The sequence below is a fragment of the Lawsonibacter sp. JLR.KK007 genome (genome assembly GCF_036941135.1).
In the GTDB taxonomy this organism is placed as follows: Bacteria; Bacillota; Clostridia; order Oscillospirales; family Oscillospiraceae; genus Lawsonibacter.
Map to the genome: position 1 here is coordinate 494,347 of NZ_JAYWSY010000002.1, position 23,123 is coordinate 517,469.

The 23,123-nt window shown below is 62.7% G+C and carries 25 protein-coding genes and 1 pseudogene; 13 read left to right on the plus strand and 13 right to left on the minus strand.

Annotation, left to right across the window (positions count from 1 at the left end):
- Nucleotides 1-119: 119 nt before the first annotated feature.
- From VV088_RS12240 to yabP, 5 genes and pseudogenes are all read right to left on the minus strand, one after another.
- Complete coding sequence (locus VV088_RS12240; protein WP_334600996.1) at nucleotides 120-626, minus strand: GNAT family N-acetyltransferase; 507 nt, start codon at nucleotides 624-626, stop codon at nucleotides 120-122.
- Nucleotides 627-689: 63 nt separating this feature from the next.
- Complete coding sequence (locus VV088_RS12245; RefSeq protein WP_334600997.1) at nucleotides 690-1,160, minus strand: S1 RNA-binding domain-containing protein; 471 nt, start codon at nucleotides 1,158-1,160, stop codon at nucleotides 690-692.
- Between the two features lie 60 nt (nucleotides 1,161-1,220).
- Nucleotides 1,221-1,496, minus strand: a complete 276-nt coding sequence (locus tag VV088_RS12250; RefSeq protein WP_334600998.1) for an FtsB family cell division protein — start codon at nucleotides 1,494-1,496, stop codon at nucleotides 1,221-1,223.
- A gap of 232 nt (nucleotides 1,497-1,728) precedes the next feature.
- Nucleotides 1,729-1,989 (minus strand): annotated as a pseudogene (gene yabQ / locus VV088_RS22795) (spore cortex biosynthesis protein YabQ); the annotation flags it as partial.
- Nucleotides 1,986-2,279: a sporulation protein YabP gene (gene yabP, locus VV088_RS12255; protein ID WP_334600999.1), complete on the minus strand. Its 294-nt coding sequence runs from the start codon at nucleotides 2,277-2,279 to the stop codon at nucleotides 1,986-1,988. The pseudogene yabQ and the gene yabP, both read right to left, overlap by 4 nt.
- 154 nt (nucleotides 2,280-2,433) lie before the next feature.
- Between yabP and VV088_RS12260 the strand changes: the two genes are divergently transcribed.
- The 4 genes from VV088_RS12260 (at nucleotide 2,434) to lexA (ending at nucleotide 6,418) form a co-directional block, all read left to right on the plus strand.
- Complete coding sequence (locus VV088_RS12260; RefSeq protein WP_334601000.1) at nucleotides 2,434-4,029, plus strand: MBL fold metallo-hydrolase; 1,596 nt, start codon at nucleotides 2,434-2,436, stop codon at nucleotides 4,027-4,029.
- A gap of 93 nt (nucleotides 4,030-4,122) precedes the next feature.
- Nucleotides 4,123-5,022, plus strand: a complete 900-nt coding sequence (locus VV088_RS12265) for a DUF975 family protein (RefSeq protein ID WP_334601001.1) — start codon at nucleotides 4,123-4,125, stop codon at nucleotides 5,020-5,022.
- A 12-nt stretch (nucleotides 5,023-5,034) separates the two neighbouring features.
- A complete protein-coding gene (locus tag VV088_RS12270) occupies nucleotides 5,035-5,655 on the plus strand; it encodes an NUDIX hydrolase (RefSeq protein ID WP_334601002.1) in 621 nt (206 codons plus the stop codon).
- A 145-nt stretch (nucleotides 5,656-5,800) separates the two neighbouring features.
- On the plus strand, nucleotides 5,801-6,418 hold the full coding sequence (lexA, locus tag VV088_RS12275; RefSeq protein ID WP_334601003.1) for a transcriptional repressor LexA: 618 nt from the start codon (nucleotides 5,801-5,803) through the stop codon (nucleotides 6,416-6,418).
- Nucleotides 6,419-6,457: 39 nt separating this feature from the next.
- Here lexA and VV088_RS12280 read toward each other — a convergent pair whose 3' ends face one another.
- Nucleotides 6,458-7,672 (minus strand): peptidase U32 family protein, encoded by a 1,215-nt coding sequence (locus tag VV088_RS12280; protein WP_334601004.1) that lies wholly within the window; start codon nucleotides 7,670-7,672, stop codon nucleotides 6,458-6,460.
- Nucleotides 7,673-7,727: 55 nt separating this feature from the next.
- A complete protein-coding gene (mltG, locus tag VV088_RS12285; RefSeq protein ID WP_334601005.1) occupies nucleotides 7,728-8,918 on the minus strand; it encodes an endolytic transglycosylase MltG in 1,191 nt (396 codons plus the stop codon).
- 118 nt (nucleotides 8,919-9,036) lie between these two features.
- On the opposite strand from mltG, the gene VV088_RS12290 reads away from it, so the two are divergent.
- Nucleotides 9,037-9,201 carry a hypothetical protein gene (locus tag VV088_RS12290; RefSeq protein ID WP_334601006.1) on the plus strand — a complete coding sequence of 55 codons (165 nt, stop codon included), beginning with the start codon at nucleotides 9,037-9,039 and terminating at the stop codon, nucleotides 9,199-9,201.
- A gap of 56 nt (nucleotides 9,202-9,257) precedes the next feature.
- Here the strand turns inward: VV088_RS12290 and VV088_RS12295 are convergent, their stop codons facing one another.
- Genes VV088_RS12295 through VV088_RS12305 form a run of 3 tightly spaced genes read right to left on the minus strand, consistent with a single transcriptional unit; the run spans nucleotide 9,258 to nucleotide 11,094 of the window.
- A complete protein-coding gene (locus tag VV088_RS12295; protein WP_334601007.1) occupies nucleotides 9,258-9,845 on the minus strand; it encodes a 5-formyltetrahydrofolate cyclo-ligase in 588 nt (195 codons plus the stop codon).
- Nucleotides 9,817-10,362 carry a DJ-1 family glyoxalase III gene (locus tag VV088_RS12300; protein ID WP_334601008.1) on the minus strand — a complete coding sequence of 182 codons (546 nt, stop codon included), beginning with the start codon at nucleotides 10,360-10,362 and terminating at the stop codon, nucleotides 9,817-9,819. Before VV088_RS12300 ends, VV088_RS12295 begins: the two co-directional genes overlap by 29 nt.
- 12 nt (nucleotides 10,363-10,374) lie before the next feature.
- Nucleotides 10,375-11,094 carry a WecB/TagA/CpsF family glycosyltransferase gene (locus VV088_RS12305; protein WP_334601009.1) on the minus strand — a complete coding sequence of 240 codons (720 nt, stop codon included), beginning with the start codon at nucleotides 11,092-11,094 and terminating at the stop codon, nucleotides 10,375-10,377.
- A 275-nt stretch (nucleotides 11,095-11,369) separates the two neighbouring features.
- Between VV088_RS12305 and VV088_RS12310 the strand changes: the two genes are divergently transcribed.
- The 5 genes from VV088_RS12310 to VV088_RS12330 are packed head-to-tail and all read left to right on the plus strand — an operon-like array spanning nucleotide 11,370 to nucleotide 16,825.
- Nucleotides 11,370-11,741, plus strand: a complete 372-nt coding sequence (locus tag VV088_RS12310) for a BlaI/MecI/CopY family transcriptional regulator (protein ID WP_334601010.1) — start codon at nucleotides 11,370-11,372, stop codon at nucleotides 11,739-11,741.
- Complete coding sequence (locus tag VV088_RS12315; RefSeq protein WP_334601011.1) at nucleotides 11,738-12,676, plus strand: M56 family metallopeptidase; 939 nt, start codon at nucleotides 11,738-11,740, stop codon at nucleotides 12,674-12,676. Before VV088_RS12310 ends, VV088_RS12315 begins: the two co-directional genes overlap by 4 nt.
- Complete coding sequence (locus VV088_RS12320; RefSeq protein ID WP_334601012.1) at nucleotides 12,666-13,967, plus strand: hypothetical protein; 1,302 nt, start codon at nucleotides 12,666-12,668, stop codon at nucleotides 13,965-13,967. Before VV088_RS12315 ends, VV088_RS12320 begins: the two co-directional genes overlap by 11 nt.
- Nucleotides 13,967-15,055 (plus strand): hypothetical protein, encoded by a 1,089-nt coding sequence (locus tag VV088_RS12325; RefSeq protein ID WP_334601013.1) that lies wholly within the window; start codon nucleotides 13,967-13,969, stop codon nucleotides 15,053-15,055. Before VV088_RS12320 ends, VV088_RS12325 begins: the two co-directional genes overlap by 1 nt.
- 18 nt (nucleotides 15,056-15,073) lie before the next feature.
- On the plus strand, nucleotides 15,074-16,825 hold the full coding sequence (locus tag VV088_RS12330; protein ID WP_334601014.1) for a hypothetical protein: 1,752 nt from the start codon (nucleotides 15,074-15,076) through the stop codon (nucleotides 16,823-16,825).
- A 40-nt stretch (nucleotides 16,826-16,865) separates the two neighbouring features.
- Here the strand turns inward: VV088_RS12330 and VV088_RS12335 are convergent, their stop codons facing one another.
- The gene (locus tag VV088_RS12335; RefSeq protein ID WP_334601015.1) at nucleotides 16,866-17,351 is read right to left on the minus strand and encodes a GtrA family protein; all 486 of its coding nucleotides are present in this window, start codon (nucleotides 17,349-17,351) and stop codon (nucleotides 16,866-16,868) included.
- Complete coding sequence (locus tag VV088_RS12340; protein ID WP_334601016.1) at nucleotides 17,348-18,052, minus strand: glycosyltransferase; 705 nt, start codon at nucleotides 18,050-18,052, stop codon at nucleotides 17,348-17,350. The genes VV088_RS12335 and VV088_RS12340 overlap by 4 nt, the downstream gene beginning before the upstream one ends.
- A 224-nt stretch (nucleotides 18,053-18,276) precedes the next feature.
- Between VV088_RS12340 and VV088_RS12345 the strand changes: the two genes are divergently transcribed.
- Nucleotides 18,277-19,113: a 3-hydroxyacyl-CoA dehydrogenase NAD-binding domain-containing protein gene (locus VV088_RS12345; RefSeq protein ID WP_334601017.1), complete on the plus strand. Its 837-nt coding sequence runs from the start codon at nucleotides 18,277-18,279 to the stop codon at nucleotides 19,111-19,113.
- Nucleotides 19,114-19,157: 44 nt separating this feature from the next.
- On the opposite strand, the gene VV088_RS12350 is transcribed toward VV088_RS12345, so the two are convergent.
- On the minus strand, nucleotides 19,158-20,660 hold the full coding sequence (locus VV088_RS12350; protein WP_334601018.1) for an RDD family protein: 1,503 nt from the start codon (nucleotides 20,658-20,660) through the stop codon (nucleotides 19,158-19,160).
- Between the two features lie 493 nt (nucleotides 20,661-21,153).
- On the opposite strand from VV088_RS12350, the gene VV088_RS12355 reads away from it, so the two are divergent.
- On the plus strand, nucleotides 21,154-22,296 hold the full coding sequence (locus tag VV088_RS12355; protein ID WP_334601019.1) for an acyl-CoA dehydrogenase: 1,143 nt from the start codon (nucleotides 21,154-21,156) through the stop codon (nucleotides 22,294-22,296).
- A gap of 18 nt (nucleotides 22,297-22,314) precedes the next feature.
- The gene (gene acrB / locus VV088_RS12360) at nucleotides 22,315-23,115 is read left to right on the plus strand and encodes an acryloyl-CoA reductase electron transfer subunit gamma (protein WP_334601020.1); all 801 of its coding nucleotides are present in this window, start codon (nucleotides 22,315-22,317) and stop codon (nucleotides 23,113-23,115) included.
- The last annotated feature ends 8 nt before the right edge of the window (nucleotides 23,116-23,123 follow it).

Consider the following 23,123-nt stretch of genomic DNA (forward strand, 5'->3'; position numbering starts at 1 on the left):
AAACGACAAAACTTCCCATTGACTTGTCTGGTAAATTATGGTAGACTCGTCCCAGCTCGACCAATATGCTTTGTGCGAGTCTCTCCCCGCACATGGGCGCCCCGAACGGGGCGTCTTTTTTATTCCCGCACCAGGGCGTACATGGTCATGTCCAGCACCGTCCCATGTTTCACCGCATTGCTGCGCAGGGTCCCCTCCAGCTGAAAGCCCGCCTTCTCCAGCACCCGGCGGGAAGCTGCGTTATAAGCGAAGGGCTCGGCAAAGATCCGGAGGATGTCGGTATTCGCAAACACATACTGACAGACCTGCTTCACCGCGCTGGCAGCGTATCCCTTCCCCCAGTAGGGCTCGCCGATGTAGTAGCCCAGCTCGGCAGTACGGGAGTGGATATTTTCCCCTCGGAACACGCCGATGCTGCCGATCACCGCGTCGTCCACGGTGATGGCGAAGGCGAAGGTCTTTGTTTCGTCCGCCGCCAGCATGGAGCGGATGTACTCCTCCCCGTCCGCTGGGGTGTAGGGATAGGGCAGGCCGTCCCGCAGGTTGTCCAGCACCTTGGGGTTGTTGAGCATCTCGGCCAGACGCTCCCGGTCCGAAATCCTCCACTTGCGAATCATGCAATCCATGTCGGTCACCTCACACAAAAAATCAAACAGGGGCCGTCCGCAGACGGCCCCCCTTATCAATGCTTACCGGCGCCCGCCGCCCCGGCGGTTGCCGCCCTTCTTCTCGATATAGCGCAATTCGGACAGCTTGCTGTCGGAGGACTGCATAAACTGCTTCAGCCGGTCCTCAAAGTCGGTGGGCTCCTTGGGGGCCTGGTGAACAAAGCCCATGGGACGGGAACCCCCTCCGCCTTGACGGGGGGGACGGCCTCCGCCGCCCTGCCGGGACCCGCCGCCCTGCCGGGGAGCGCGCTGGGGCGGGGGCTCCACCTGCTTGATGGACAGATTGATCCGTTTGACCTGGTCGATGCCAATGATCTTCACCTTGACCTCCTGCCCCTCGTGCAGGTGGTCGCTCACCTCATTCACATAGGAATAGGCAATCTCCGAAATATGGACCAGACCGGATTTCCCCTCCGGCAGAGCCACAAAGGCTCCGAACTTTGTGATGCCTGTCACCTTGCCATCCACGATGGCCCCTACCGCTAACTCCATTGAAGGCCAGATCCTCCCTTGTAAAATTTACAACACACGCGCTGGGTATGGCGCGGCCAGTCAGTTGGCCACGTCGATAAACAGAGTTTCGTTCTCCTCCACATAGCCCCGGTCCCGGGCCACCTGCTCCAGCATCTCAGGGTCGTCGCTGTTTGCGATGGCGTCTTCCAGCTTTTTGTTTTCCAAACGCTGGTCGGTCACCTGCCGGGACAGATCGTCCCGCAGAAGCTGAACGTCCTGGATCTTTTTCCTCAGATCCAGCAGAGAGATGGCCATGTAGATCAGCAGTGCCAGCACGACGATCTTGGTCAGAAAACCGGCTCGTTTGAAGGTCATGGACGTTCTCTCCTCTCTCCCGAAGGGTGCGGCGGCGGGCCGCAGCATCCAACCGCTCTGTTGTGGCCCTTATTCTATACCATTTCGTCCAGGAAAGGAAGACATTTTTTACAATTTTTCTGATTTTTTTCAGAAGCGCCTCTGCCGCCCCCAGCGGAAAGGTCAAAATGCCCAAAAGAGCGGCCGCCAAATCGGCTCCCAGGTACCCCAGCCGCAGGAAAAACGGGCTCAGCGCCCAGAAATAGAGGGCTCCGCCCGCCAGGCAGAAGGCCGCGCCGTACAGCCGGACCTGCCCGCCCCAGGCGCTCTGGGACCAGACGAACAGAGCGGCGGTGGCCGCCAGCCAGAACAGCAGGTCCAGCAGCGGCCCCAGAAGCCTGACCTTCACCCGCACCCGCAGGATGCGGAACAGGTCGTACACCACCCCCATGGCGCCCCCCAGCAACAGAGCCTGGCACAGCGCCCGGCCCTGCTGGGCCACATCAACGGTCATCCGCCCAGCAGCCGGGCGAGCAGCCCGCCGCCCCGGCGGCCGCCGTCCATCTCATAGAGCAGAGCGTTCACCCGGCCCTCCACCCGCAGGTCGCCCCCGTCCAGCGAAAGCTTTTCGATGTGCAGCCCCTCCCCCTGGATCTCCAGCGCCCCCTGGGCGGTGATGAGAAGGATGGTGTTCTCGTCAAAGCTCTCCACCTCCTCCACGCCGGAGATAGACAGCTGCTCCCGCTCCTCCAGGATGATGTGGTGGGCCATCTCGGGACGGGCCCGGTCGTCCACAAATGCCATAGCGCTTCCCCCTTTCCCTCTATCCTATGGGACGGGGGATGGGCTTTATGACTATTTTGTAAAAAATCACAATTTCCTATAGCATTTCCCGGGATGATGGTGTACAATAGAGACAAGAAAAACAAGGTGTCCACATACATAAGGAGGCTGTTTCATGAAACTGACATTTTTCGGCGCCGCCCACGCGGTCACCGGCAGCTGCCACTGCCTGGAGGTCAACGGCAAAAAGATCCTCGTCGACTGCGGCCTGCAGCAGGGCAAGGACGAGCACGACGGCAACATTCTGGACTTCTCCCCCAATTACATCGACTATGTCCTGGTCACCCACGCCCATATCGACCACTCGGGCCGTCTGCCCCTTCTGGTCAAGGAGGGCTTCAACGGCCGCATCCTCACCACTGGCCTGACGGCTCAGCTGCTGTCCGTCATGCTGCGGGACTCCGCCCACATTCAGGAGGGGGACGCCAACTGGCAGAACCAGAAGGGCAAGCGCGCCGGCCTGCCCCCGGTGGAGCCGCTGTACACCCTGATGGACGCCGAGGAGGCCATCCACATGCTGGAGACGGTGGAGTACGGCTGGCTGTTCGACCTGTGCGAAGGGGTTAAGGTCCGCTTCAGCGACGCGGGCCACCTGCTGGGTTCCTCCATTCTGGAGGTCTGGGCCACCGAGAACGGCGTCACCAAAAAGATCGTCTTCTCCGGCGACCTGGGCAACGAGGCCCAGCCCATCATTCGAGACCCCTCCTTCGTGGACAGCGCCGACTACGTGATTATGGAGTCCACCTACGGCGACCGGAACCACGAGCCGCCGGAGAGCTACACCGGCGCGCTGGCCGCGCTGATCGACGAGGTCTTCTCCAAGGGGGGCAACATCGTCATCCCCTCCTTCGCCGTGGGCCGCACCCAGGAGCTCCTGTACTACCTCCGAGAAATCAAGCGGGACGGCCTGGTCCAGTCTCTGCCCTCCTTCAAGGTCTATGTGGACTCCCCTCTGGCCACTGAGGCCACCAAAATCTACTCCGGCAATCTGAACGGCTACCTGGACGACGACGCCATCGCCGTGGTCCAGGGGGGCGAGAACCTGTTCACCTTCCCCGGCCTGACCCTCACCCATTCCACCGAGGAGTCCCGGGCGCTGAACGACGACAAGACTCCAAAAATCATCATCTCCGCCTCCGGCATGTGCGACGCGGGCCGCATCCGCCACCACCTGAAGCACAACCTGTGGCGGCCTGAGTGCGCCGTGGTCTTCGTGGGCTATCAGGGGGAGGGCACCCTGGGCCGCCATCTGCTGGAGGGCGCCCGCTCGGTAAAGCTCTTCGGTGAGGACATCTCCGTCCGGGCCAAGATCGTCAACTTCAAGGGCCTGTCCTCCCACGCCGACCGGGACCACCTTTTGGAATGGGTGGAGCACTTCTCCCCCCGGCCCCAGCAGGTCTTCGTGGTCCACGGGGACCGGGAGGTCACCGAGCTGTTCGCCAACGACCTGAACCAGCGGGGCATCCCCGCCCACGCCCCCCTCTACGAGGAGGTCTACGACCTGACCACAAACTGCATGCTGGCCAAGGGCGTGGTTCTGGAGGTCAAGAAGACGGTGGGCTCCGCCGCCGCCCCCTCCTCCGCCTATCTGCGGCTGCAGAACGTGTCCCACGACCTGGCCGAGCTGGTCAGCCGCAGCCGGGGCCGGTCCAACAAGGACCTGGCCAAGCTGGCCGACCAGATCCGGCAGCTTATGGAGAAATGGGAGTAATTTCGTATTTTCCGCGGCGGGGGCTTGCCCCCGCCGTTTTTTTAGCATATAATGGTTCCATCCCCTGACATCACCAAGATTGGAGACACTTCTATGGGAATAGACCGCGTTGAACTCAAGCGCCAGTCCCGGGAGCGCATCGCCCTCACCGACCCCAAATTCTGGATCGTGGCCCTGGCCTATCTGGCCATGACGACCGGCGTGTCCTGGCTGGTCAGCCTCATCCCTGTCCCCAGCGGAGGAGCGGGGCTGGTCTTTGACCTCAGCCTCTTCTTCCAGCTGCTGCTCACCTTTTACACCACCGTGGTGCGCTTTGGCCTGTGCTTGTGGGCGCTGTGGACCTACCGCCAGCTGGACCCTGACGTCAACTCCCTGATGCAGGGCTTTTCCGTCGCCGGACGGGTCATCCTGATGGAGCTGGGCATCTACGTCCGGGTGCTGGGCTGGTACTTTGTGGTGGCCTTTGTCCTATCTATCCCGGTATTTTTTCTGCTCCTGATGGACGCCGGGTCCGGGATCGGAATGCTGAGCCTCCTGATCCTGGCCGTGGGGCTGATCGCCACCATCATCTTCTTCAACCTGCGCTTTGCCCTGGCCCCTTACCTGCTGGCCGACCGCCCGGACGACGGCCCCACCGCCCCCATCTTTCGCAGCTCCTCTCTGATGCGGGGCTGGAAGTGGGAGCTGTTCAAGCTGGAGTTCTCCTTCCTGGGCTGGGAAGCCATCAACTTCGTGCTGTCCAAGGGCGTCATCCTCCTCTTCCTCAGCCAGGCCGGACTGCTCACCACCAACCTGTTCCTGGACGACGCCCTGCTGAACCAGGCCATCGACCTCATCTACTCCGCGCCCGTGGTCATTTTAAGCACCCTGGTGACGGTCCCGGTGTCTCTGTGGCTGATTCCCTACCGGGAGACCGCCCGGGCCGGCTTTTACGACGCCCGGCTCCTGGCCGCCTCCGACGCGATGGACCAGCCCGATATGCCGCCGCTGTAAGGAGGAACGCCTATGGAATCGAGACCGCAGTGGCTGGACTGGGCGGTGGAGCTTCAGGCCCTGGCCCAGGCCGGACTGGAATACGGCCATGACAAATTCGACCTGGAGCGTTACGCACGCATCCGGGAGATTTCTGCGGAAATTATGGCACAGCACACCGGCCTCCCCCTGGAGGAGGTGAAGGACCTGTTCTGCGGCGAGTCCGGCTACCAGACTCCCAAGCTGGATACCAGGGCCGCCGTCTTCCAGGGGGAGAAGATCCTCCTGGTCCAGGAGAGCGACGGCCTCTGGGCCCTCCCCGGAGGGTGGTCGGATGTGGATATCACCGTGGGGGAGAACGCCGTGAAGGAGGTCAAGGAGGAGGCCGGACTGGACGTCACGGTCAGGCGGGTGATCGCCCTCCAGGACCAGCACAGGCGCAACCGGCCTATGAGTCCCTATGGAGTCTGCAAGGTACTGGTGCTGTGCGACCGGACCGGCGGCTCCTTCCAGCCCAACCTGGAAACGCTGGACAGCCGCTACTTTTCCCTGGACGAGCTGCCTCCTCTGGCCACCGGAAAAACCACCGAGGAACAGATCCGGCTGTGCTTCGAGGCCCACCACGCCGAACACTGGACCACGCTGCTGGACTGACGGCCGGAATGCTCCGCGATGGAGTGTTGTTTGTCCAAAATTCTATGAAACATTTGTTTGACAGGCCGGAAAATTTGTGCTATAATCACATTATCCTCTTTATGGTCTTCAATGGGGGACGCCCCAACCGAAAGGAGCCGTTATTATGGCCAAATTGACCCGGAAGCAGCAGGAGATCTACGATTTTATCCTCTCCTTCACCAACGAACACGGCTACCCCCCCTCCGTGCGGGAGATCGGAGCCGCTGTGAGCTTAAAATCCCCCTCCACCGTCCACTTTCACATGAAGGGGCTGGAGGAGGCCGGCGTCATCATCAAGGCGGAGGGCAAGACCAGGGCCATCTCTCTGCCCGGCGTCTCCGTGGGCCTGGTCCCGGAGGAGACCGATCCCCGCGCCAACCAGGTGCCCATCGTGGGCAATGTGGCCGCCGGCTCCCCCATCCTGGCCCAGGAGTGCGTGGAGGACTACCTCACCTTTGACACCCAGGGCCTGTCCGGCGAGCACTTCGCCTTGAAGGTCCGGGGGGAGTCCATGCTCAACGCCGGCATCCTGCCCGGCGATCTGGTGGTAGTCCACCGCCAGCAGGAGGCCCGCAACGGCGAGATCGTGGTGGCCCTTTTTGAGGACGAGGCCACCGTTAAGACCTACCAGCGCAGGGACGGCCAGGTCTGGCTGCTCCCGGAAAACCCGGACTACGAACCCATCGACGGCACCTACGCCGAGATCATCGGCAGGGTGGTGGCCGTGGTACGGCGGTACTGAACCAAAACGCGCGCCCCATATGGGGCGCGCGTTTCATGTTCAGGGAGACAGGTCCGCCTTTCTTCTCAGCAGGGACAGAGGCGGAACCTGACAGGGCAGCTTCATGCAAAAGACCATCTGGGGGCGGCGGACCTCCTCCAGGGGGAGGCCGTCCCCGTCCCACAGGGCCTCCACGGTCAGGGCCTGGGGCCGGACGTCAGGCCCTACCAGCTCCAGCTCATCGCCCACTGAAAATTTGTTGTTCAAGGTGAGAATGGCATTGCCCTCCCCGTCGCAGGACGTCACCTTGGCCACAATCTGCCAGTCCCGGACGTACCGGGCGTTTTCGGTAAACTGCCCCGGCGGGCCGTAGAAGAAGCCGGTGGAGTAGTGCCGGTGGCTGATGTGCTCCACCTCGTCCCGCCAGACCGGGTCCAGGGGCGCCCCAGCCGCCGCCGCGTCGATGGCGTGGCGGTAGGCCCCGGTGACAATGGCGGCGTAGTAGGCCGATTTGGCCCGCCCCTCCAGCTTCAGGGAGTCCACTCCGGCCTCCATCAGCTCGGCCACGTGATCGATCATACACATGTCCCGGGAGTTCATGATGTAAGTTTCCCCATTCTCCTCATATACGGGAAAATACTCCCCGGGACGCTTCTCCTCCATCAGGGCGTACTGGTAGCGGCAGGGCTGGGCGCAGGCCCCCCGGTTGGAGTCCCGGCCCGTCATGTAGTTGGACAGCAGACACCGCCCCGAGTAGCTGACGCACATGGCCCCGTGGGCGAAGACCTCGATCTCCAGCTCGGGGGGCGTTTTGGCGCGGATCTCCCGGATCTCATCCAGGGACAGCTCCCGGGCCAGGATCACCCGGCTGGCCCCCAGATCGTGCCAGGCCCGGGCGGACTGGTAGTTGACAATGCTGGCCTGGGTGGAGATGTGGCACTGGACATGGGGGGCGTGACGCTTGGCCAGGGCCAGCACCCCCACGTCCGCCAGGATCACCGCATCCACCCCCAACTCCTCCAGGTACTCCAGCCACTGGGGCAGCCGGGCGGTCTCATCGTTCCGGGGCATGGTGTTGCAGGTGACATGGACCCGCACCCCCCGGCTGCGGCACAGCGCCACCGCCGTTTTCAGCTCCTCTGGGGAAAAGTTCCCGGCAAACGAGCGCATCCCAAAGGTGTTCCCCGCCAGATAGACGGCGTCCGCCCCATAGGCCGCCGCCATCTGCAGGCGCTCCATATCGCCCGCCGGAGCGAGCAGCTCGATCCTGTTCATAGTATCTCTCCTCAACAAGCGTCCACCGGACATGGCCGGTGGACGCTTTCCGCTTTTAACTGCTTTTGTACCGTTCCTGGCTGTTAATAAACGTTTGCTGCTGGTCGTAGGTCCGGAAGAAGTGGTGGGTGTTGTCATCGCCCAGGGCGTAGTAGAAGGCCTTACTGTCGGAGGGGTTCATGGCGGCCACAATGGACTCCATGCCCGGATTGGCGATGGGGGTGGGGGGCAGACCCTTGTACATATAGGTGTTGTATGGGGAGTCGATGGACTTGTCCGCCTCGGTGGGCTCCTTGCCGCCGTTGATATAGAACAGGGTGGCGTCGATCTGGAGGTAGCCCTGGGTGCCGCTGTCCGGATTCTTCAGGCGGTTGTGGATCACGGCGGAGATATCCGTCCGGTCGTTGCCGGTCGTCTCCCGCTCGATGAGGGAGGCGATGGTCAAAATCTCCCGCAGCGTGTAATCGCTCTCCGCCACCTTCCCCCGGAAATCATCCCGCACCTGGCTGTCGAAGTGGACCAGTAGCTTGTTGATGGCATAGACGGGGTCGTGGTTGGTGTAGAAATCGTAGGTGGCGGGCATCAGGTAGCCCTCCAGGCGCTTGTAGTCCCCCAGAGGAATCTCCTGGAGGAAGGAGAAGGCGTAGTCATGGGTGGCTGCGGCCTCCCGCAGCTTCTCCACGGTGGAGACCCCCTTCTCCTCCAACAGGGCGAAGATCTGGTCGATATTGTAGCCCTCCGGGATCACCACCGTCACCTCTGCCCGGTTGGCGGAGGTGGCGCTCATACCGGCCAGCAGGGCCCGGTAGTCCATATCCGTATTCAGCGTGTAGCTTCCGGCCGCGATGGCGTCCTTCTTGTGGGTGATGGAGGCGAACAGCTTGAAGAGGAACTCATACTCAATCATCCCCTCCTCCTTCAGCCGGCTGGTCACGCTGTCAAAGTCCTCGTCCGCCGTGACGGTGAAGATGATCGTCTTCTCCGGCTTGTTCAGGGCCAGCACGTCGCCGGCAGCCGTCCAGCCGATGCAGGCCAGAAGGACGGATGAGCCGATCACCGCCGCCACGTACAGCAGCACCAGGCACGCGGTCCGGGCGGCGGAACGGCGCTTCTTCTTTTTCGGGCGGCGGGGAGCATCATACTCCCGGTCGCGGCTGCGGGAGGCGCCGCTGCGCTCCCGCTGGGACGGGGCGTAGGCGTCCCGCTCCTCGTACCGGTCCCTGGGGTCGTAATAATCCTGAGGCATAGGGTCAGCTCCTAACAAAATTTTCCCGCCTCCTGTCACCAGGGACAAGAGGGAGCCATAGAATGATACAGAACGCGGGGACAGCGTCCCGGCGCGATTTTAAGAGAGGTGAACTATCATGTGTGGAAACAACGGTTGGGGCGGCAGCAGCGCGCTGTGGATCATCATCCTGATCATCATCCTGTTCGGCTGGGGCTGGGGCGGCAGCGGCTGCGGCTGCAACAACGGCTGTGGCTGCAACAACAACTGCGGCTGCGACAACGACTGCGACTGCTGCGGCTGAGCCGCCTACACAGCGGAAAAGGCGGGGGGAGGGTGCTCCCCCTCTTTTCCCGTCCCTTAAAGGGACAGGCTCTCCCCCTCGGTGAGCAGGATGTCCACCCGGGCGTCGTGGGCCTGGGTGGGGACCCGGTCCTGGAGCACCGCCTCCCGGCACAGGCCCACGGTCACGCCGGAAAAACCCTCCAGCCAGCGGTCGTAGTAGCCGCCGCCAAAGCCCAAACGGAAGCCCCGCCGGTCGTAGCACACGGCGGGCGCCAGCGCCAGCCCGATCTCCTCCCGCGCCAGCAGCGGGCAGTCCTCCCCCGGCTCAGAGATGCCGAAGGATACCGTCACCAGAGGCTTGTCCGGGTCGTACCGGCGCACCTCCATCCGGCGGTCGGGCAGCATCCGGGGCAGGCCCACGGTCTTGCCCCGGCGGACCAGCTCCCCAATCAGGCGGGAGGTATCCGGCTCCTTTCCCGGGATGCCCCAGAAGGCGAAGATGGTGTCCGCTTCCTCCACCTGGGGCAGGGCCAGAAACCGGGTAAACAGGGCCTCGTCACTTTGGACAAGCTCCTCCGGGGTCAGGGCGGACAGCCGCGCCCGGACGGCCCGGCGCAGCTCCCCCTTCTCCAGGTCAGTAGCAGACACTGTCCCGGATGTCACCGGCCTTCTCCTCATCCGCCAGAGCCTCAATCAGGGACAGCCCAAACTCAAAGGCGGCGCCGGCGGCCCGCCCGGTGATGATTTTGCCGTCTGTCACCACGTTCACGGCCCGGTCCCTCCAGGCCCGAGCGCCGACAAGGCCCTCCTCCATGCCGGGGTAGCAGACCGCCTGTTTGCCCTCCAGCAGGCCCCACTTTCCCAGCAGGGTGGGGGCGGCGCAGATGGCGGCCACCCAGATATCCCGCTTCACCGCCTCCCGGACCAGCTGCTCCACCCGGGGATCGGCCCCCAGGTTCTTGTACCCCGGACCGCCGCCGGGCAGGACGACCATCTCCGCCCGGTCCAGGTCCACCTGGTCCATGGCAAGGTCGGCGGTCACGGTGATGCCGTGGCTGCCGGGGACGGGTTCGCCGGTGAGCGACACCGTCGCCGTTTCCACATTGGCCCGGCGCAGCAGGTCCACGGGGACCAGGGCCTCCGCCTCTTCAAAGCCGGGGGCTAACAGAACGTATACCATAATCCATTCCTCCTATTTTTTCAGCCGCCGTCCTGCGGCCTTCACCAGCACCAGGGGCAGCTTTGCCATACGGCCCGCCCGCTGGGGTTCCTTTTTCAGCCGGTAGGCCCACTCCAGGCCCAATTTCTGCCAGGATTCCGGGGCCCGCTCCACCTTGCCGGCGAACACGTCCAGCGCCCCTCCCAGGCCGATGGCCATCCGGGCCCCGGTGTGCCTGCCCCACCGGGCCATCCACTTCTCCTGCTTGGGGGCCCCCAGACAGACGAACAGCAGGTCTGGCCGGGCGGCGGCCACCTTCAGCAGCGCCGCCTCCTCGTCCTTGAAGTAGCCGTCCTGGGTGCCGCACAGGGTGACGCCGGGGTACCGCTCCACAATGCGGCGGCCGGCCTCCTCCGCCACGCCGGGCTTGGCCCCCAGCAGATAGAGCCGCCCGCCCCGCTCCTGGAGCGCGGCCAGCATGTCCTCCGCAAAGCCGATGCCGGTAACCCGGCCCTTCAGGGGGGTGCCTTGGATCTTTGCCGAGTAGACCACTCCGATGCCGTCGGCCAGCACCAGGTCCGCCTCGTTGAGCACCTGACGGAAGGCGCTGTCCTTCTCCGCCGCCAGGATAAACTCCGGGTTGGGGGTGACTACATAGTGAAACTTATCCTCCGCCAGCAGGGCGGCCCCCGCCTGGGCGGCCTCCTCCCGGGTGAGGTCGTCAAAGCTGACGCCTAAAACTTCTTTTTTCAAACGTACCTCCATGCGCGGTTTGCGCCTCCCGCTCCTGTTTTGCCCATCAGGGTGATGATTCCCGGTTGGACAGTCGCTCAAACAGGGACGGATACACCTTTCCTTATACTCTTTGTTATTCTACCATGGTCCGCTGGAAAAGTCTATGAAATTTCCGTGAAGGTTTTTTTAAGATCCTCCAGCCGCCCTCTGCGTTTGTAACTACTTTGTAACTTGACCATCATCTACTTCAAGCGTAGTATAAAATCAACTACATTTGAAGTGGATGTGATTCTATGAAGCGGCTCCCCGATACCGAGCTTGAAGTGATGAAGGCCCTGTGGGCCACCGGTCCCGACACCCCTCGGGCCGTTCTGGAGGACAAGCTGGCCCCCTTCGGCTGGGCGGCCAACACCATTAATACATACCTCTCCCGTCTGGCGGACAAGGGCTTTGTGGCCGTCCGCCGGGTGGGAAAGGGCAACCGGTACACCCCTCTGGTGGGTCAGGAGGAGTATCAGTCCTTCGACAGCCGGGCGGTGCTGGACCGGCTCTACGGCTCTCCCCGGAACTTTGTGGCCGCCCTGGCCCGGGAGGGGATGCGCCAGGACGAGCTGGAGGAGCTCCAGGCCCTGCTGGACCAGCTGAACAGAGGGCAGCTGCGATGAATCAAATTCTGCTCACCTTAGGAGCCCTCACCCTCGGGGGTTCCGCTGCTGTGCTGCTGCTGGCCTGGGCAGGCCAGTCCACCCGGGGCCGTTACGGGGCCAAGTGGCGGTGCTGGGCCTGGCTGCTGCTGTGCCTGCGGCTGGCCGTTCCCCTGCCCCTCGTCTTCCGGGGAGAGGCTCATGCCCCCATCCAAATGGACATCCCCAACCCGCCTGCAGTCCAGCATCCCTTCACCCCCGGCGGAGACGAGCCGGAGAACAATCCCGCCCCCACCCTCCCGATTCCCTCCCAGAGCCAGCCCCAGCCGCCCAGCGCCTCCGGGGACGGCTCCGCCGCCGCCCCCGGACCGATCCTCACCCCCGCCGCGCCGGTTGAGCAGACGTCCGCCGGCCTCCCCCGGCTGCTGTTCACCGTCTGGCTGGCCGGAGCTGCGGGGATGCTGGTGTGGAACGCCGGGACCCACCTCCGCTTTTTGTCCTACCTGCGCCGGTGGTCCGCCCCGGTCACCGACTGGGACGCGGTGGCCGCCTTCAACCACCTGGGCGACCAGCTGAAGCTCCTCCGGCGGCCCCGCCTGCTGGTGTGTCAGGGCCTGAAGGTGCCCATGCTGGCCGGAGCGCTGCGCCCGGCGATCCTTCTGCCCCAGGGGAAAATCACCGGGGAGGAGCTGGCCTTCTCCCTGCTCCACGAGCTGACCCACTACCGCCGGGGCGACATCTGGCTGAAATCTCTGGCTATGTGGGTCAACGCCCTGTACTGGTTTAATCCCCTGATGTGGTATATGATCCGCCTGGTGGAGCGGGACACCGAGCTGGCCTGCGACGAGGACGCCCTGCGCCGGCTGTCCCCCCAGGACTACTCCGGCTACGGCCAGACCATTTTGGCCGCTGTGGCCAGATTACAAAATAGAAAGGAAAACACCCATGAAGAATAACATGCCCCGCACACCCTTCTCCACTCCCCTGTCCGGATCGGCCAGGGAGACGGAAATTCGACTGCGCAACATCTTCTCCGGACCCAAAAAGCGGCCGCCCCTGCCCTTTTTGATTTTGATGTTCTCCGTGTGTATCTTCTGCGGGAATCTGGTGTCCTGCCAGATGTCCGAGACGGAGGCCCCGGAGCCCGGGGCCAGCAGATCCCTGGCGGACCTCCCCGACCCGCCGGAGCAGAAGCTAGAGATGGAGATTCAAGAGCACCAGGTGGTGCTGCAAGATGAAGATGCCGATCTGGACGGGGACGGCCTGGCGGACACCGTCACGGCCACCACCCGGTTTGACCCACAGGATGAGAGCGGCAGCACGATCATCACCCTCACCGCCGCCCTGGGCCGGGGCGAAACGGTGGAGCGCCAATGGACGGAGGAGGGCTGGCTGGGTATCGGGGACTTGATGGCCGGATTCCTCACCAGCCCGGACCGGGACGCCTTGGTCCTGGAGCTGTACTATCCCACCAGCACCTACGGCGCCGCCGAAATGTATATTTTTGAGCTTACCGACGGCAGCCTGACCGAGCGTTACCGTACCGAGAATGCATCCACCATATCCGGCGCTTACCTCACAGGCCGGGAGGATTCCCCCCTCTGCGACGTCCGCATTCCCCTCCTGGTGGACAAGTGGCACGACCCGGAGTATTACACCCTGAGCTGGAACGGGACCGGCTGGGATTTTGTGGGGGACGGCTACTTTACCGACGCCGAGACGGTCACTGTCACCGGTGGGCGGGTGCTGACCCTGGCGCTGCGGGGGCGGGTCTCCGGCGAAGAGTTCGGTCCCCACCTGATCTACGACCAGATTCAGGTGTTCGACGGGGATATGATGTTCAACCCGAATATGCTGATCCAGACCATCCTTCCGGAGGACATCCCGGGGGACGACCGCTTCCCAGATCAGATTTTCGTGGCCGACAACCCCTCCCACGTCTGGATTCAGGATATCAACTTCGACGGCGCGGAGGACTTTGCCGTCCTCTGCGACAGCACCAGAAATCAGGGCTGCCGCTGGTTCCGCTGGAATGAGGGGCAGGGACGGTTTGAATATGCCTTCTCCCTGGCCGGGGAGGTGGAGGTTGTCCCCCAGGGTCAGCACCTGATCGAGGCGTGCTGGACCGAGGACTGGGAGAACAAGCTCTATAACATCTACAGCTTCAATAACCGGGGCTGGCTCATTTTGGAGAGCACCTGGGACACTATGGTTGAAGCGCAGAACGCATGTCAGGAGGATCGCTGATGATATATGAGAAAATGCCCCGCACCCCTTTCTCCACCCACCTGTCCGGGTCGGCCAGGGAGACGGAAATCCGTATCCGCAGCATCATGTCCGGGCCCAAAAAGCGGCCGCCGCTGCCCTTTTTGATTCTGGCGTTCTCTCTGTGCATCTTCTGCGGCAATATCGTCTCCTGCCAGGTGGCGGAGACGGACACACCCGCCGCCCAGGATTCCTCCGCGTCGGTCTCCGCGCCCCCGGACACCTCCGAGGAACAGCCGTGGGTCCCGGTGGAGCTAAAAACCGGGATGCTCCAATATATCGGGCAGACCAGTGACTGGTTCTATGAGAATTACAGCCCTTCTGAGAAGGAGATGGCGGTTTTGGACAACCTCCCCGGGGCGGAGCTGCCCTGGGAGGCGGTAGAGGTATATTACGCCATGCGGCGGGACTACTGGCGGGACACTCTCCTGCCGGTGGCCTACGACGAGGGGGAGGATGTCACCATCTACTTCGTAGTGAACCCGGACAGTATGCCCAACGTGGAGCCCCTGGTCAGTCCTATATTGTGGGGAGGAGACCTGGAACAGCAGCGGGGCATCGTCCTGCGTCACGGGGAGCGGACGGCCTATTTCCACCTCTACTGGGGCGGCAATGGGCACTTTGCCAGCAATCCCACGCTGCTGGCGGACGACCTGGACGGCGATGGCCAGCCCGAAGCGGCCCTGGTCCTGACTGACGGCTGGGGCACCGGGGTCCACACGGAAAGCCTGTACATCTTCGACCTGGATACCATGACCTACACCGTCCCGGACTTCTCCGACATCCCCCTGGAGATCACCGCCAGCCCCGGCGAGACCACTGCCCGTATGTCCAGCGGGGAGCGGGAGTGGGAGGTGGACCTGGGTAAACTGTATGAGCCTTTCAAGGGGGTTGCGCAGGTGGGCGATCAGGTGCGCTTTAAACAGGAAGACGACCGGCTTGTCTGCGACCTGACCCTGGACTTATCCTGCATGAGCCTGGAATGTCTGGCCAGTGTCCATTTTCCCGTGGTCTATGAGGGCGGCGGGTATAAATTGGGCCCGGCCACGTGGATGGGCAACATCCTCTGACGATGAAAGGAGCACCCCATGAACAACAAAATGCCCCGCACGCCCTTTTCCCTGCCCTTGTCCGGGTCGGCCAGAGAGACGGAAATTCGACTGCGCAACATCTTCTCCGGGCCCAAGAAGCGGCCGCCGCTGCCCTTTCTGATTCTGATGTTCGCCATCGCCATCTTCTGCGGCAATCTGGTGTCCTGCCGCCAGCGGCCGCCGGAGCCCTCCCTTGTGATGGAGACCCAGTACTATGACAGCTATGGCAACTATGTGGAACTCCCCGCTCTGGCCCTCCCTTCCGGACAGGAGAACGAGGCGGTGGACGCCATCAACGAAGCCCTCAACCACCTGCGGGGGGAGTACGCTCAACTCGATTCCCGGACGGGAACGGACGCCTGGGAAAATCAGTGCCTGTTCTACCCCTCCACCACCGACCGGTATCTGAATCTGCTGTTTTTCCGGTCGCAGTTCACCACCGATTTGAACACCGGGCATGTGTTCTCCCTGGTCTACGACAAAAGGGAGGGGACGCTGGTGTCTACCGGGGACGCGCTGGCCCTGGCGGGGCTGAATGAGAAGGGGCTGCTGGACCAGGTGGCGGAACAGATGGAGCCGGAAATGAACCCGGAGGGGCAAGGGTACCAAATCGCCCTCCACAACCTGACCCTGGAGGGCTTCCGCGTCAAAGCGGACGGCCAGCCCGTATTTTATCTCACCGGACGGATGGACGATGTGGACGACGCGGTGCTGGACGCCGTCAGCGGGGCGGACCAGCTGTTTATCTGGGAGGATCGGGCCGTCACCGTCTATGACCAGTACAGCCTGAACGCTCCCCTGGTCCCCGCCGAGGAGACCGACAGGCTGGACCCGCCGCTGTGGAATCAGTGGTACTTCGCCGGGGAGGAGCCGGTGGGGGGCTTTGTGGACAGGTCGTCGCCGGATGCCCTCAACTTCGACACGCGGCTCAACGAGATGGCCCTGGAATACCTCCGGGCGGCGTACGACGCCACAGTCTACCTGGCGGCGGACGCCCCGGACACACCCCAGGACAGGAACTTCCGCCTGGACTCCGTTAATTTGCTTGGAACGGATACTTTGGAGGGAGAGCTCCTGGGGCTCTATCAAATCAACTACAGCGGCGTCTCTGCGCAAAGCTCGGGCGCGCTGGAGTGGTCGGCATGGTCCCCCGCTTACCTGGTGGCCCGCATGTACGAGGACGGCAGCCCGGCGGAGTTCCTGGTCCACTTTGACTACTATCGGGAAGGGATGGCCTCGGGGGATGCCATCCGTCAGGCAGTCTGGCGGCTGATGGACCTGGAGGTCTGCCTGTTCCGGGACGGCTTCTCCACCCCCATCGGTCTGGGCAGCTGGATAGATTCCATGTTCCCGGACTTTGAACCGGAGACGTCAGTGTTTGAGGAAGGCGACCCCATTTACTGGCCTGGGGACTACTGGGAGAATTGGTCCGTAGACGGCGGCGGCGACGCGGGCGGGGTCTCCGCCCTGCGGTACTACAGCGCCGAGTCGGGAAGTTTCTTCCTCAACCGCCTGGAAACAGGCCGTACCGACATGGTCACCCCCCGAGGTATCCGGGTGGGGGCCACCCGGGAGGAGGTGCTGGCCGCCTATCCCGGACTCCTCTCCGACGAGAAAGACTGGACCTGGGCCTACCCGGACGACTACCTGTGGTACTGCGCCAATGAAGACGGCATTGGTCCGCACCTGTACTTCTACTTTGTCAACGACGTGGTCTATATGATCCAGATGGTCGATCTGTTCAACTGACAAAACCGGCCCGGAGGAAACAACCTCCGGGCCGGGATTTTTACGCTTTGAACACCCAAAACTTATTCATCAGGTAGTTGTAAAAAATGGTGACGCAGGCGGTGGGCAGCTTGGCCAGCAGGTTGGTCCAGCCCTGGGGCACCAGGGGGGCCACAAAGGGCAGGGACAGGATGCGGATGCACACCGCCAGGCTCACCGTGGAGATGAGTACATACCCCGCGCTGGTGAGCAGGTAGCGCACCGCCTCTCCTCTGGTAACCCGGTCCCGCCGCTCGAAGGTCCACAGCTTGTTCCACACGAAGGAGTGGATATTGGCCACCACATAGGCGATGGCGTTGGAGAGATAAGGACCGGCCACAACGGTCATCCCCAGCAGCGCCAGGGTGGGACCCTCCCGGATCACCCAGCGGTCCATCACGTAAAACACCGCGAAGTCCACCAGGGTATTGAGCACCCCGATCAGGCCGAACTTGATAAACTTTTTCAGGTCGAACAGCTGGATCAGAAATACGATTTTCTCTCTCATTTCCCGCTCCTGACTTTTTTACGGATGCGGAACACATCCCGGAACATCCGGGCGCTGTCCCGGATGACGTTCACCTTGGATTCCCGGAAGTTGATGACCGACACGGGAATCTGTTCCACCTTCAGCCCCAGCCGGTCCGCCCGCATGAGGACCTCGAAGTCGAAGGAGAAGCCGTCGGTGGTGCAGCGGGAAAAGATCTGCTCCGCCGCCTTGCGGCGGTAGCCCTTGATGCCGCACTGGGTGTCGTAGGGCAGGCCGGAGATCATGTGGGACAGCAGGCCGAAGCACTTGGACATCAAAATCCGCAGCGGGGGGTAGTTTTTGTAGCCCTCGCCCCCTATGCGCCGGGAGCCGATGACCAGACCGGCGTCCCCCGCCCGGAAGCGGTCCAGTATCACGGCGAACACGTCCACCCCGTAGGCCAGGTCGGCGTCGGTACACAGGATAACGTCCCCCTTGGCCGCCAGCATCCCCGTCCGGACGGCACAGCCCTTGCCCCGGTTGGAGGCATAGCCCTCCAGCCGGACGCGGGGGTCGCCGCAGCCGCGCACCAGCTCCGCCATGCCGTCGGTGCTGCCGTCGTCCACGATCAGCACCTCATAGTCCTGCGCCAGCTCCGCCAGCCGGGCGGACACTGCGCGGATCGTATCCAGCACGATCGCGCTCTCGTTATAGGCGGGGATCACCAGTGAAACATCCATCGGTACAGCGGCCTCCTGCATCTGTAAAGCTTTCCTTATCATATACTTGCCGGGAAAAAAAGTCAAGAACATCCCCGGCGGACGGAGGCGGGGACGCGATTTTCCTCTTGCCTTTCGGGAAAAAACAGGTTATACTGGTGAACCAGAGAGCGGGGCCGGATCTTCCGGTCATTTCCGCCGGAGCGTCCGGCATTATTCTACTATTTTTTAGGAGGAACAAAGTTATGAAAGTAGCAATCTTCGGCGCCGGCACCATGGGCAGCGGCATCGCCCAGGTCTTCGCGGCCAAGGGACACACCGCCCTGATGTACGCCAGCAGCGTGGCTTCCGCCCAGCGGCACAAGGACAACCTGGACAAGTCCCTGCAGAAGCGGGTGGACAAGGGCAAGATGGACCAGGCCGCCAAGGACGCCCTGATGGCCAACGTGCTGGTGGAGGAGAAGTCCGCCGCCGCCGACGCCGACCTGATCATCGAGTGCGTCAAGGAGGACATGGCCACCAAGAAGGAGCTGCTCAACGAGCTGGACGCCATGTGCAAGGAGGGCGCTATCTTCGCCTCCAACACCTCCTCCCTGTCCATCACCGAGATGGCTCTTGGCCTGAAGCACCCCGTCATCGGCATGCACTTCTTCAACCCTGTGCCCAACATGAAGCTGGTGGAGGTCATCCGGGGCGCCAATACCACCCAGGAGACCTTCGACGTAATCTGGAACCTGTCCAAGGAGATCGGCAAGGAGCCCGTCGAGGTGGCCGAGGCCCCCGGCTTTGTGGTCAACAAGATCCTGATTCCCATGATCAACGAGGCCGCCGACCTGCTGTACACCGGCGTGGCCTCCGCCGAGGGCATCGACACCGCCATGAAGCTGGGCGCCAACCATCCCATGGGCCCCCTGGCTCTGGGCGACCTGGTGGGCCTGGACGTCTGCCTGGCCATTATGGACACCCTGTACAACGAGACCGGCGACTCCAAGTACCGCGCCTCCCTGCTGCTGCGGAAGATGGTCCGGGGCGGCCTGCTGGGCCGCAAGACCGGCAAGGGCTTCTACGACTACAGCAAGTAAGCCGAATATGGATTCCCGCCCCTTCCGGGGCGGGAATTTTTTCACTATTCCGTCCATTCCATGGCAAACTCCACAAAGTAACTCTGCGTCTCACCCTCCTGGGCAAAGAGGACGCGCTCACCAAAGAAGCTGTATCCGGAAAAGCGCATCGCGCTGTCCACCTGAACGCCCTTCAGGCTGGCGTGGTAGTTGCCCTCCCCCTCCGTCAACGCTTCATAGAGGGCTCTGACCCCCTGATCGCCCAGCCTCCCCCAGAGGAAGGAGCGCATGGCCACGTAAATTTCGTCGTAAGGGATGCCCACACTGTAGGTTTTCTCCCCCTCCAGCGGGCCGCCGCCCTCATATGTCCGGGTAAAGACCACCTTGCGCAGTCTATCCCCCTCCTGGTCGAAGATAAAGTACCCTTCCGGCACGGGAGGCTCCCCCCACATATAGATGACCACCCCTTGGGAGGGCTCCTCCTCAAAGGTTCCCGCCAGAGTGAGGCGGCGGGGTACGTGTTCCTCCCCGTAGGCAAAGGCCATGCACTGGTTGTAGTTGTCCACAAACTCCTCCGCCGTCAGGCTTGCCCCCCGGTGGGGCGGACGGGCGGCCAGATAGCTGCCCCCCGCCATCAGCCCCAGGCACAGGGCCCACGCCGCCAGATAGCCCGCCACCCGGAGGTAATTCCAGCGGTTGTTCCAAAAGGCCCGCTCTTTGGTGCTGCCGTCCAGGTAAAGCTGGTCCGCCTCCCAGAACAGGGTTTTTTCGTGGTACACCTGCCAGCAGGCCCAGACCAGCATCCCGATCCCGGCGATGGAAAGCAGCGGGATGCGGCTGCCGATCAGCGTTTGGGCAAAGCCATAAAACAGCACCACGTAGACCGTCCGCTGACCCGCCTCCGCAAAATCCAGCTTGCTGCCGTCCTCCCGCAGGATTTTCAGCCCAAACAAGAGTTTGCCCGGGGTGGTCCCGGTGAGGGCGAGGGACAGGGTTTCCATCCCCAGCAGCAGTACCATGGCCCCCAGGTGCAGGAGAAACAGACTGCCCGCGTCCTCCGAAACCCGAATCAGGTTGATCCGGGCAGACAGCTGGAGGAGCACCACCAGCGCCGTGAGGCAGAGCAGGCTGTCGATCTCCCGGGCGAACAGCCGCCGCCAGGGGAAGATACACACCGGGTCCCGGTCCTGCTCCAGAACTCGCTCCTGGGCCAGACGGTTCAGATAGCGCCGGGCGTCCAGGGTGTAGAAGTCCGCGCCCTCCTGCCGCATGGCGCGGCACAGCTCCAGCGCCTGGTCCAGCGCCCGGCGCTCCGCCTCCAGGCCGCTCTCCCGCTCCGCCAGCGCCCGGTCCAGGGACTGCTCCCCCTTCTGCAGCGCGTGGATCTCCTCCAGAGAGAAGCCCAGCTGGCGCAGCAGCTTCACCCTTAATAAAATGTCTACATTTTCGTCGGAGTAGTTCCGGTAGCCGTTCTCCCCCCGGGCAGCGGAGAAAAAGCCCTGGTCCTCGTAGTAGCGGATGTTGGCCCGAGCCAATCCGGTCTGAAGCTCCACGTCCTTGATGGTCATCAAAATCAGCCTCCCATCCTTTGATTCAGGACCAGTATATACCATCAAGCGGCTTTACAGTCAATACCTGTGTCAAAAATAACCAAAGATATTTTGCACTTTTTGGCCCGATTCCCCCTCCCACAGGGCCTGGCTATGCAGGTTCCCCAATGGTTTAGAAGAATATGGATCAGATTTTATCTTTTGTACAAAATCAACCTCAAAAAACTGTCTAAATTGCCAGGGCTGTCCTACTTGCTTTCGATCCGAAAACCCGATATAATTTCAATGGTTAGACACTACATATGCCAAACCTGATAAGCGCCGCAACGGCGGGATGGACCCGTGTTGCTCTTTTTTCGCTTCAACTTTGTTAAAATTCTAACAAAGATGAGGGGCAGGTTTGGCGTGCTGTCATGTATCGTTTTGCACCCCTGCTCCCGGTCGAGAGAGGAGCGGGAGCAGAGGGGGCGCTCACGATAGTGCCAAGAATTTAAACTAGGAGGACTGCAAAATGGATTTTCACCTGTCTAAAGAGCAAGAGATGGTCCGCAAAATGTACCGCGAGTTCGCCGAGACCGAGGTCAAGCCTTTGGCCGAGGAGATCGACGAGGAGGAGCGCTTCCCCATGGAGACCGTGGAGAAGATGGCCAAGCTGGGCATGATGGGCATCTACTTCCCCAAGGAGTACGGCGGCGCCGGCGGCGACGTGCTGTCCTACGCCATGTGCGTGGAGGAGCTGGCCAAGGTGTGCGGCACCACCGCCGTCATCGTCTCCGCCCACACCTCCCTGTGCTGCGCCCCCATCTTTGAGCACGGCACCGAGGAGCAGAAGAAGAAGTACCTGCCCGACCTGTGCTCCGGCAAGAAGATCGGCGCCTTTGGCCTGACCGAGCCCGGCGCCGGCACCGACGCCTCCGGCCAGCAGACCACCGCCGTGCTGGAGGGCGACCACTATGTCCTCAACGGCACCAAGTGCTTCATCACCAACGGCAACGTGGCCGACACCTTCGTGGTCTTCGCCATGACCGACAAGTCCAAGGGCAACCGGGGCATCTCCGCCTTCATCGTGGAAAAATCCTTCCCCGGCTTCTCCACCGGCAAGCACGAGAAGAAGATGGGCATCCGCGGCTCCTCCACCTGCGACCTGATCTTTGAGGACTGCATCGTCCCCAAGGAGAATCTGCTGGGCAAAGAGGGCGGCGGCTTCAAGATCGCCATGCAGACCCTGGACGGCGGCCGCATCGGCATCGCCTCCCAGGCCCTGGGCCTGGCGGAGGGCGCCATTCAGGAGGCCGTCAAGTACACCCAGGAGCGCGTGCAGTTCAAGATGCGCCTGAGCCAGATGCAGAACACCCAGTTCCAGCTGGCCGACATGGAGTGCCGCACCCAGGCCGCCCAGCACCTGGTCTACGCCGCCGCCATGAAGAAGCAGGAGCACGGCGACTACAGCAAGGAGGCCTCCATGGCCAAGCTGTTCGCCGCTGAGACCGCCTCCGACGTGACCCGCCGCGCCGTTCAGCTGTTCGGCGGCTACGGCTACACCCGTGAGTACCCCGTGGAGCGCATGATGCGCGACGCCAAGATCACCGAGATCTACGAGGGCACTTCCGAGGTCCAGCGCATGGTCATCGCCAAGTATATGGGCGTAAAGTAAGATAGGAGGCAGATTGAAATGAAAATCATTGTTTGTGTCAAGCAGGTCCCCGATACCTCCGGTAAGGTGGCCGTCAACCCTGACGGCACCCTGAACCGCGCCTCCATGGCCGCCATCACCAACCCCGACGACCTGAACGCCGTTGAGGCCGCTCTGGTGCTGAAGGAGCAGACCGGCGCCGAGGTCATCGTCGTCTCCATGGGCCCCCCGCCCGCCGAGGGTATGCTCCGCGAGGTCATGGCCCGGGGCGTGGACCGCGCCGTGCTGGTGTCCGCCCGTGAGTTCGGCGGCTCCGATACCTACGCCACCTCCCAGATCCTGGCCGCCGCCATCAACAAGATCGGCGTGGACAAGGACGACGTTGTCATGTGCGGCCGTCAGGCCATCGACGGCGACACCGCCCAGGTGGGTCCCCAGATCGCTGAGAAGCTGGGCCTGCCCCAGGTCTCCTACGCCGCCGAGATCACCAAGGAGGGCGACACCATCACCGTCAAGCGGATGCTGGAGGACGGCTACATGACCATCAAGGTCAAGACCCCCTGCCTGATCACCTGCATCAAGGAGCTGAACACTCCCCGTTACATGAGCGTGAGCGGCATCTTCGAGTGCTACGACAAGCCCTACGAGATCTTTGACTACAACACCCTGAAGGACGATCCCCTGATCGATCCGGCCACCATCGGTCTGAGCGGCTCCCCCACCAACATCCTGACCTCCTTTACTCCCCCCCAGAAGGGCGCTGGCATGATGCTGGAGGGCGCCGACAAGGCCACCTGCGAGAAGCTGGCCGGCATCCTGGCCGCCAAGCACATGATCTGAGAAGGGAG

Coding starts and splice junctions, on each gene's coding strand:
- VV088_RS12240 (WP_334600996.1), bottom strand. CDS start 626: ATGGATTGCATGATTCGCAAGTGGAGGATTTCGGACCGGGAGCGTCTG.
- VV088_RS12245 (WP_334600997.1), bottom strand. CDS start 1,160: ATGGAGTTAGCGGTAGGGGCCATCGTGGATGGCAAGGTGACAGGCATC.
- VV088_RS12250 (WP_334600998.1), bottom strand. CDS start 1,496: ATGACCTTCAAACGAGCCGGTTTTCTGACCAAGATCGTCGTGCTGGCA.
- yabP (WP_334600999.1), bottom strand. CDS start 2,279: ATGGCATTTGTGGACGACCGGGCCCGTCCCGAGATGGCCCACCACATC.
- VV088_RS12260 (WP_334601000.1), top strand. CDS start 2,434: ATGAAACTGACATTTTTCGGCGCCGCCCACGCGGTCACCGGCAGCTGC.
- VV088_RS12265 (WP_334601001.1), top strand. CDS start 4,123: ATGGGAATAGACCGCGTTGAACTCAAGCGCCAGTCCCGGGAGCGCATC.
- VV088_RS12270 (WP_334601002.1), top strand. CDS start 5,035: ATGGAATCGAGACCGCAGTGGCTGGACTGGGCGGTGGAGCTTCAGGCC.
- lexA (WP_334601003.1), top strand. CDS start 5,801: ATGGCCAAATTGACCCGGAAGCAGCAGGAGATCTACGATTTTATCCTC.
- VV088_RS12280 (WP_334601004.1), bottom strand. CDS start 7,672: ATGAACAGGATCGAGCTGCTCGCTCCGGCGGGCGATATGGAGCGCCTG.
- mltG (WP_334601005.1), bottom strand. CDS start 8,918: ATGCCTCAGGATTATTACGACCCCAGGGACCGGTACGAGGAGCGGGAC.
- VV088_RS12290 (WP_334601006.1), top strand. CDS start 9,037: ATGTGTGGAAACAACGGTTGGGGCGGCAGCAGCGCGCTGTGGATCATC.
- VV088_RS12300 (WP_334601008.1), bottom strand. CDS start 10,362: ATGGTATACGTTCTGTTAGCCCCCGGCTTTGAAGAGGCGGAGGCCCTG.
- VV088_RS12310 (WP_334601010.1), top strand. CDS start 11,370: ATGAAGCGGCTCCCCGATACCGAGCTTGAAGTGATGAAGGCCCTGTGG.
- VV088_RS12315 (WP_334601011.1), top strand. CDS start 11,738: ATGAATCAAATTCTGCTCACCTTAGGAGCCCTCACCCTCGGGGGTTCC.
- VV088_RS12320 (WP_334601012.1), top strand. CDS start 12,666: ATGAAGAATAACATGCCCCGCACACCCTTCTCCACTCCCCTGTCCGGA.
- VV088_RS12325 (WP_334601013.1), top strand. CDS start 13,967: ATGATATATGAGAAAATGCCCCGCACCCCTTTCTCCACCCACCTGTCC.
- VV088_RS12330 (WP_334601014.1), top strand. CDS start 15,074: ATGAACAACAAAATGCCCCGCACGCCCTTTTCCCTGCCCTTGTCCGGG.
- VV088_RS12335 (WP_334601015.1), bottom strand. CDS start 17,351: ATGAGAGAGAAAATCGTATTTCTGATCCAGCTGTTCGACCTGAAAAAG.
- VV088_RS12340 (WP_334601016.1), bottom strand. CDS start 18,052: ATGGATGTTTCACTGGTGATCCCCGCCTATAACGAGAGCGCGATCGTG.
- VV088_RS12345 (WP_334601017.1), top strand. CDS start 18,277: ATGAAAGTAGCAATCTTCGGCGCCGGCACCATGGGCAGCGGCATCGCC.
- VV088_RS12350 (WP_334601018.1), bottom strand. CDS start 20,660: ATGACCATCAAGGACGTGGAGCTTCAGACCGGATTGGCTCGGGCCAAC.
- VV088_RS12355 (WP_334601019.1), top strand. CDS start 21,154: ATGGATTTTCACCTGTCTAAAGAGCAAGAGATGGTCCGCAAAATGTAC.
- acrB (WP_334601020.1), top strand. CDS start 22,315: ATGAAAATCATTGTTTGTGTCAAGCAGGTCCCCGATACCTCCGGTAAG.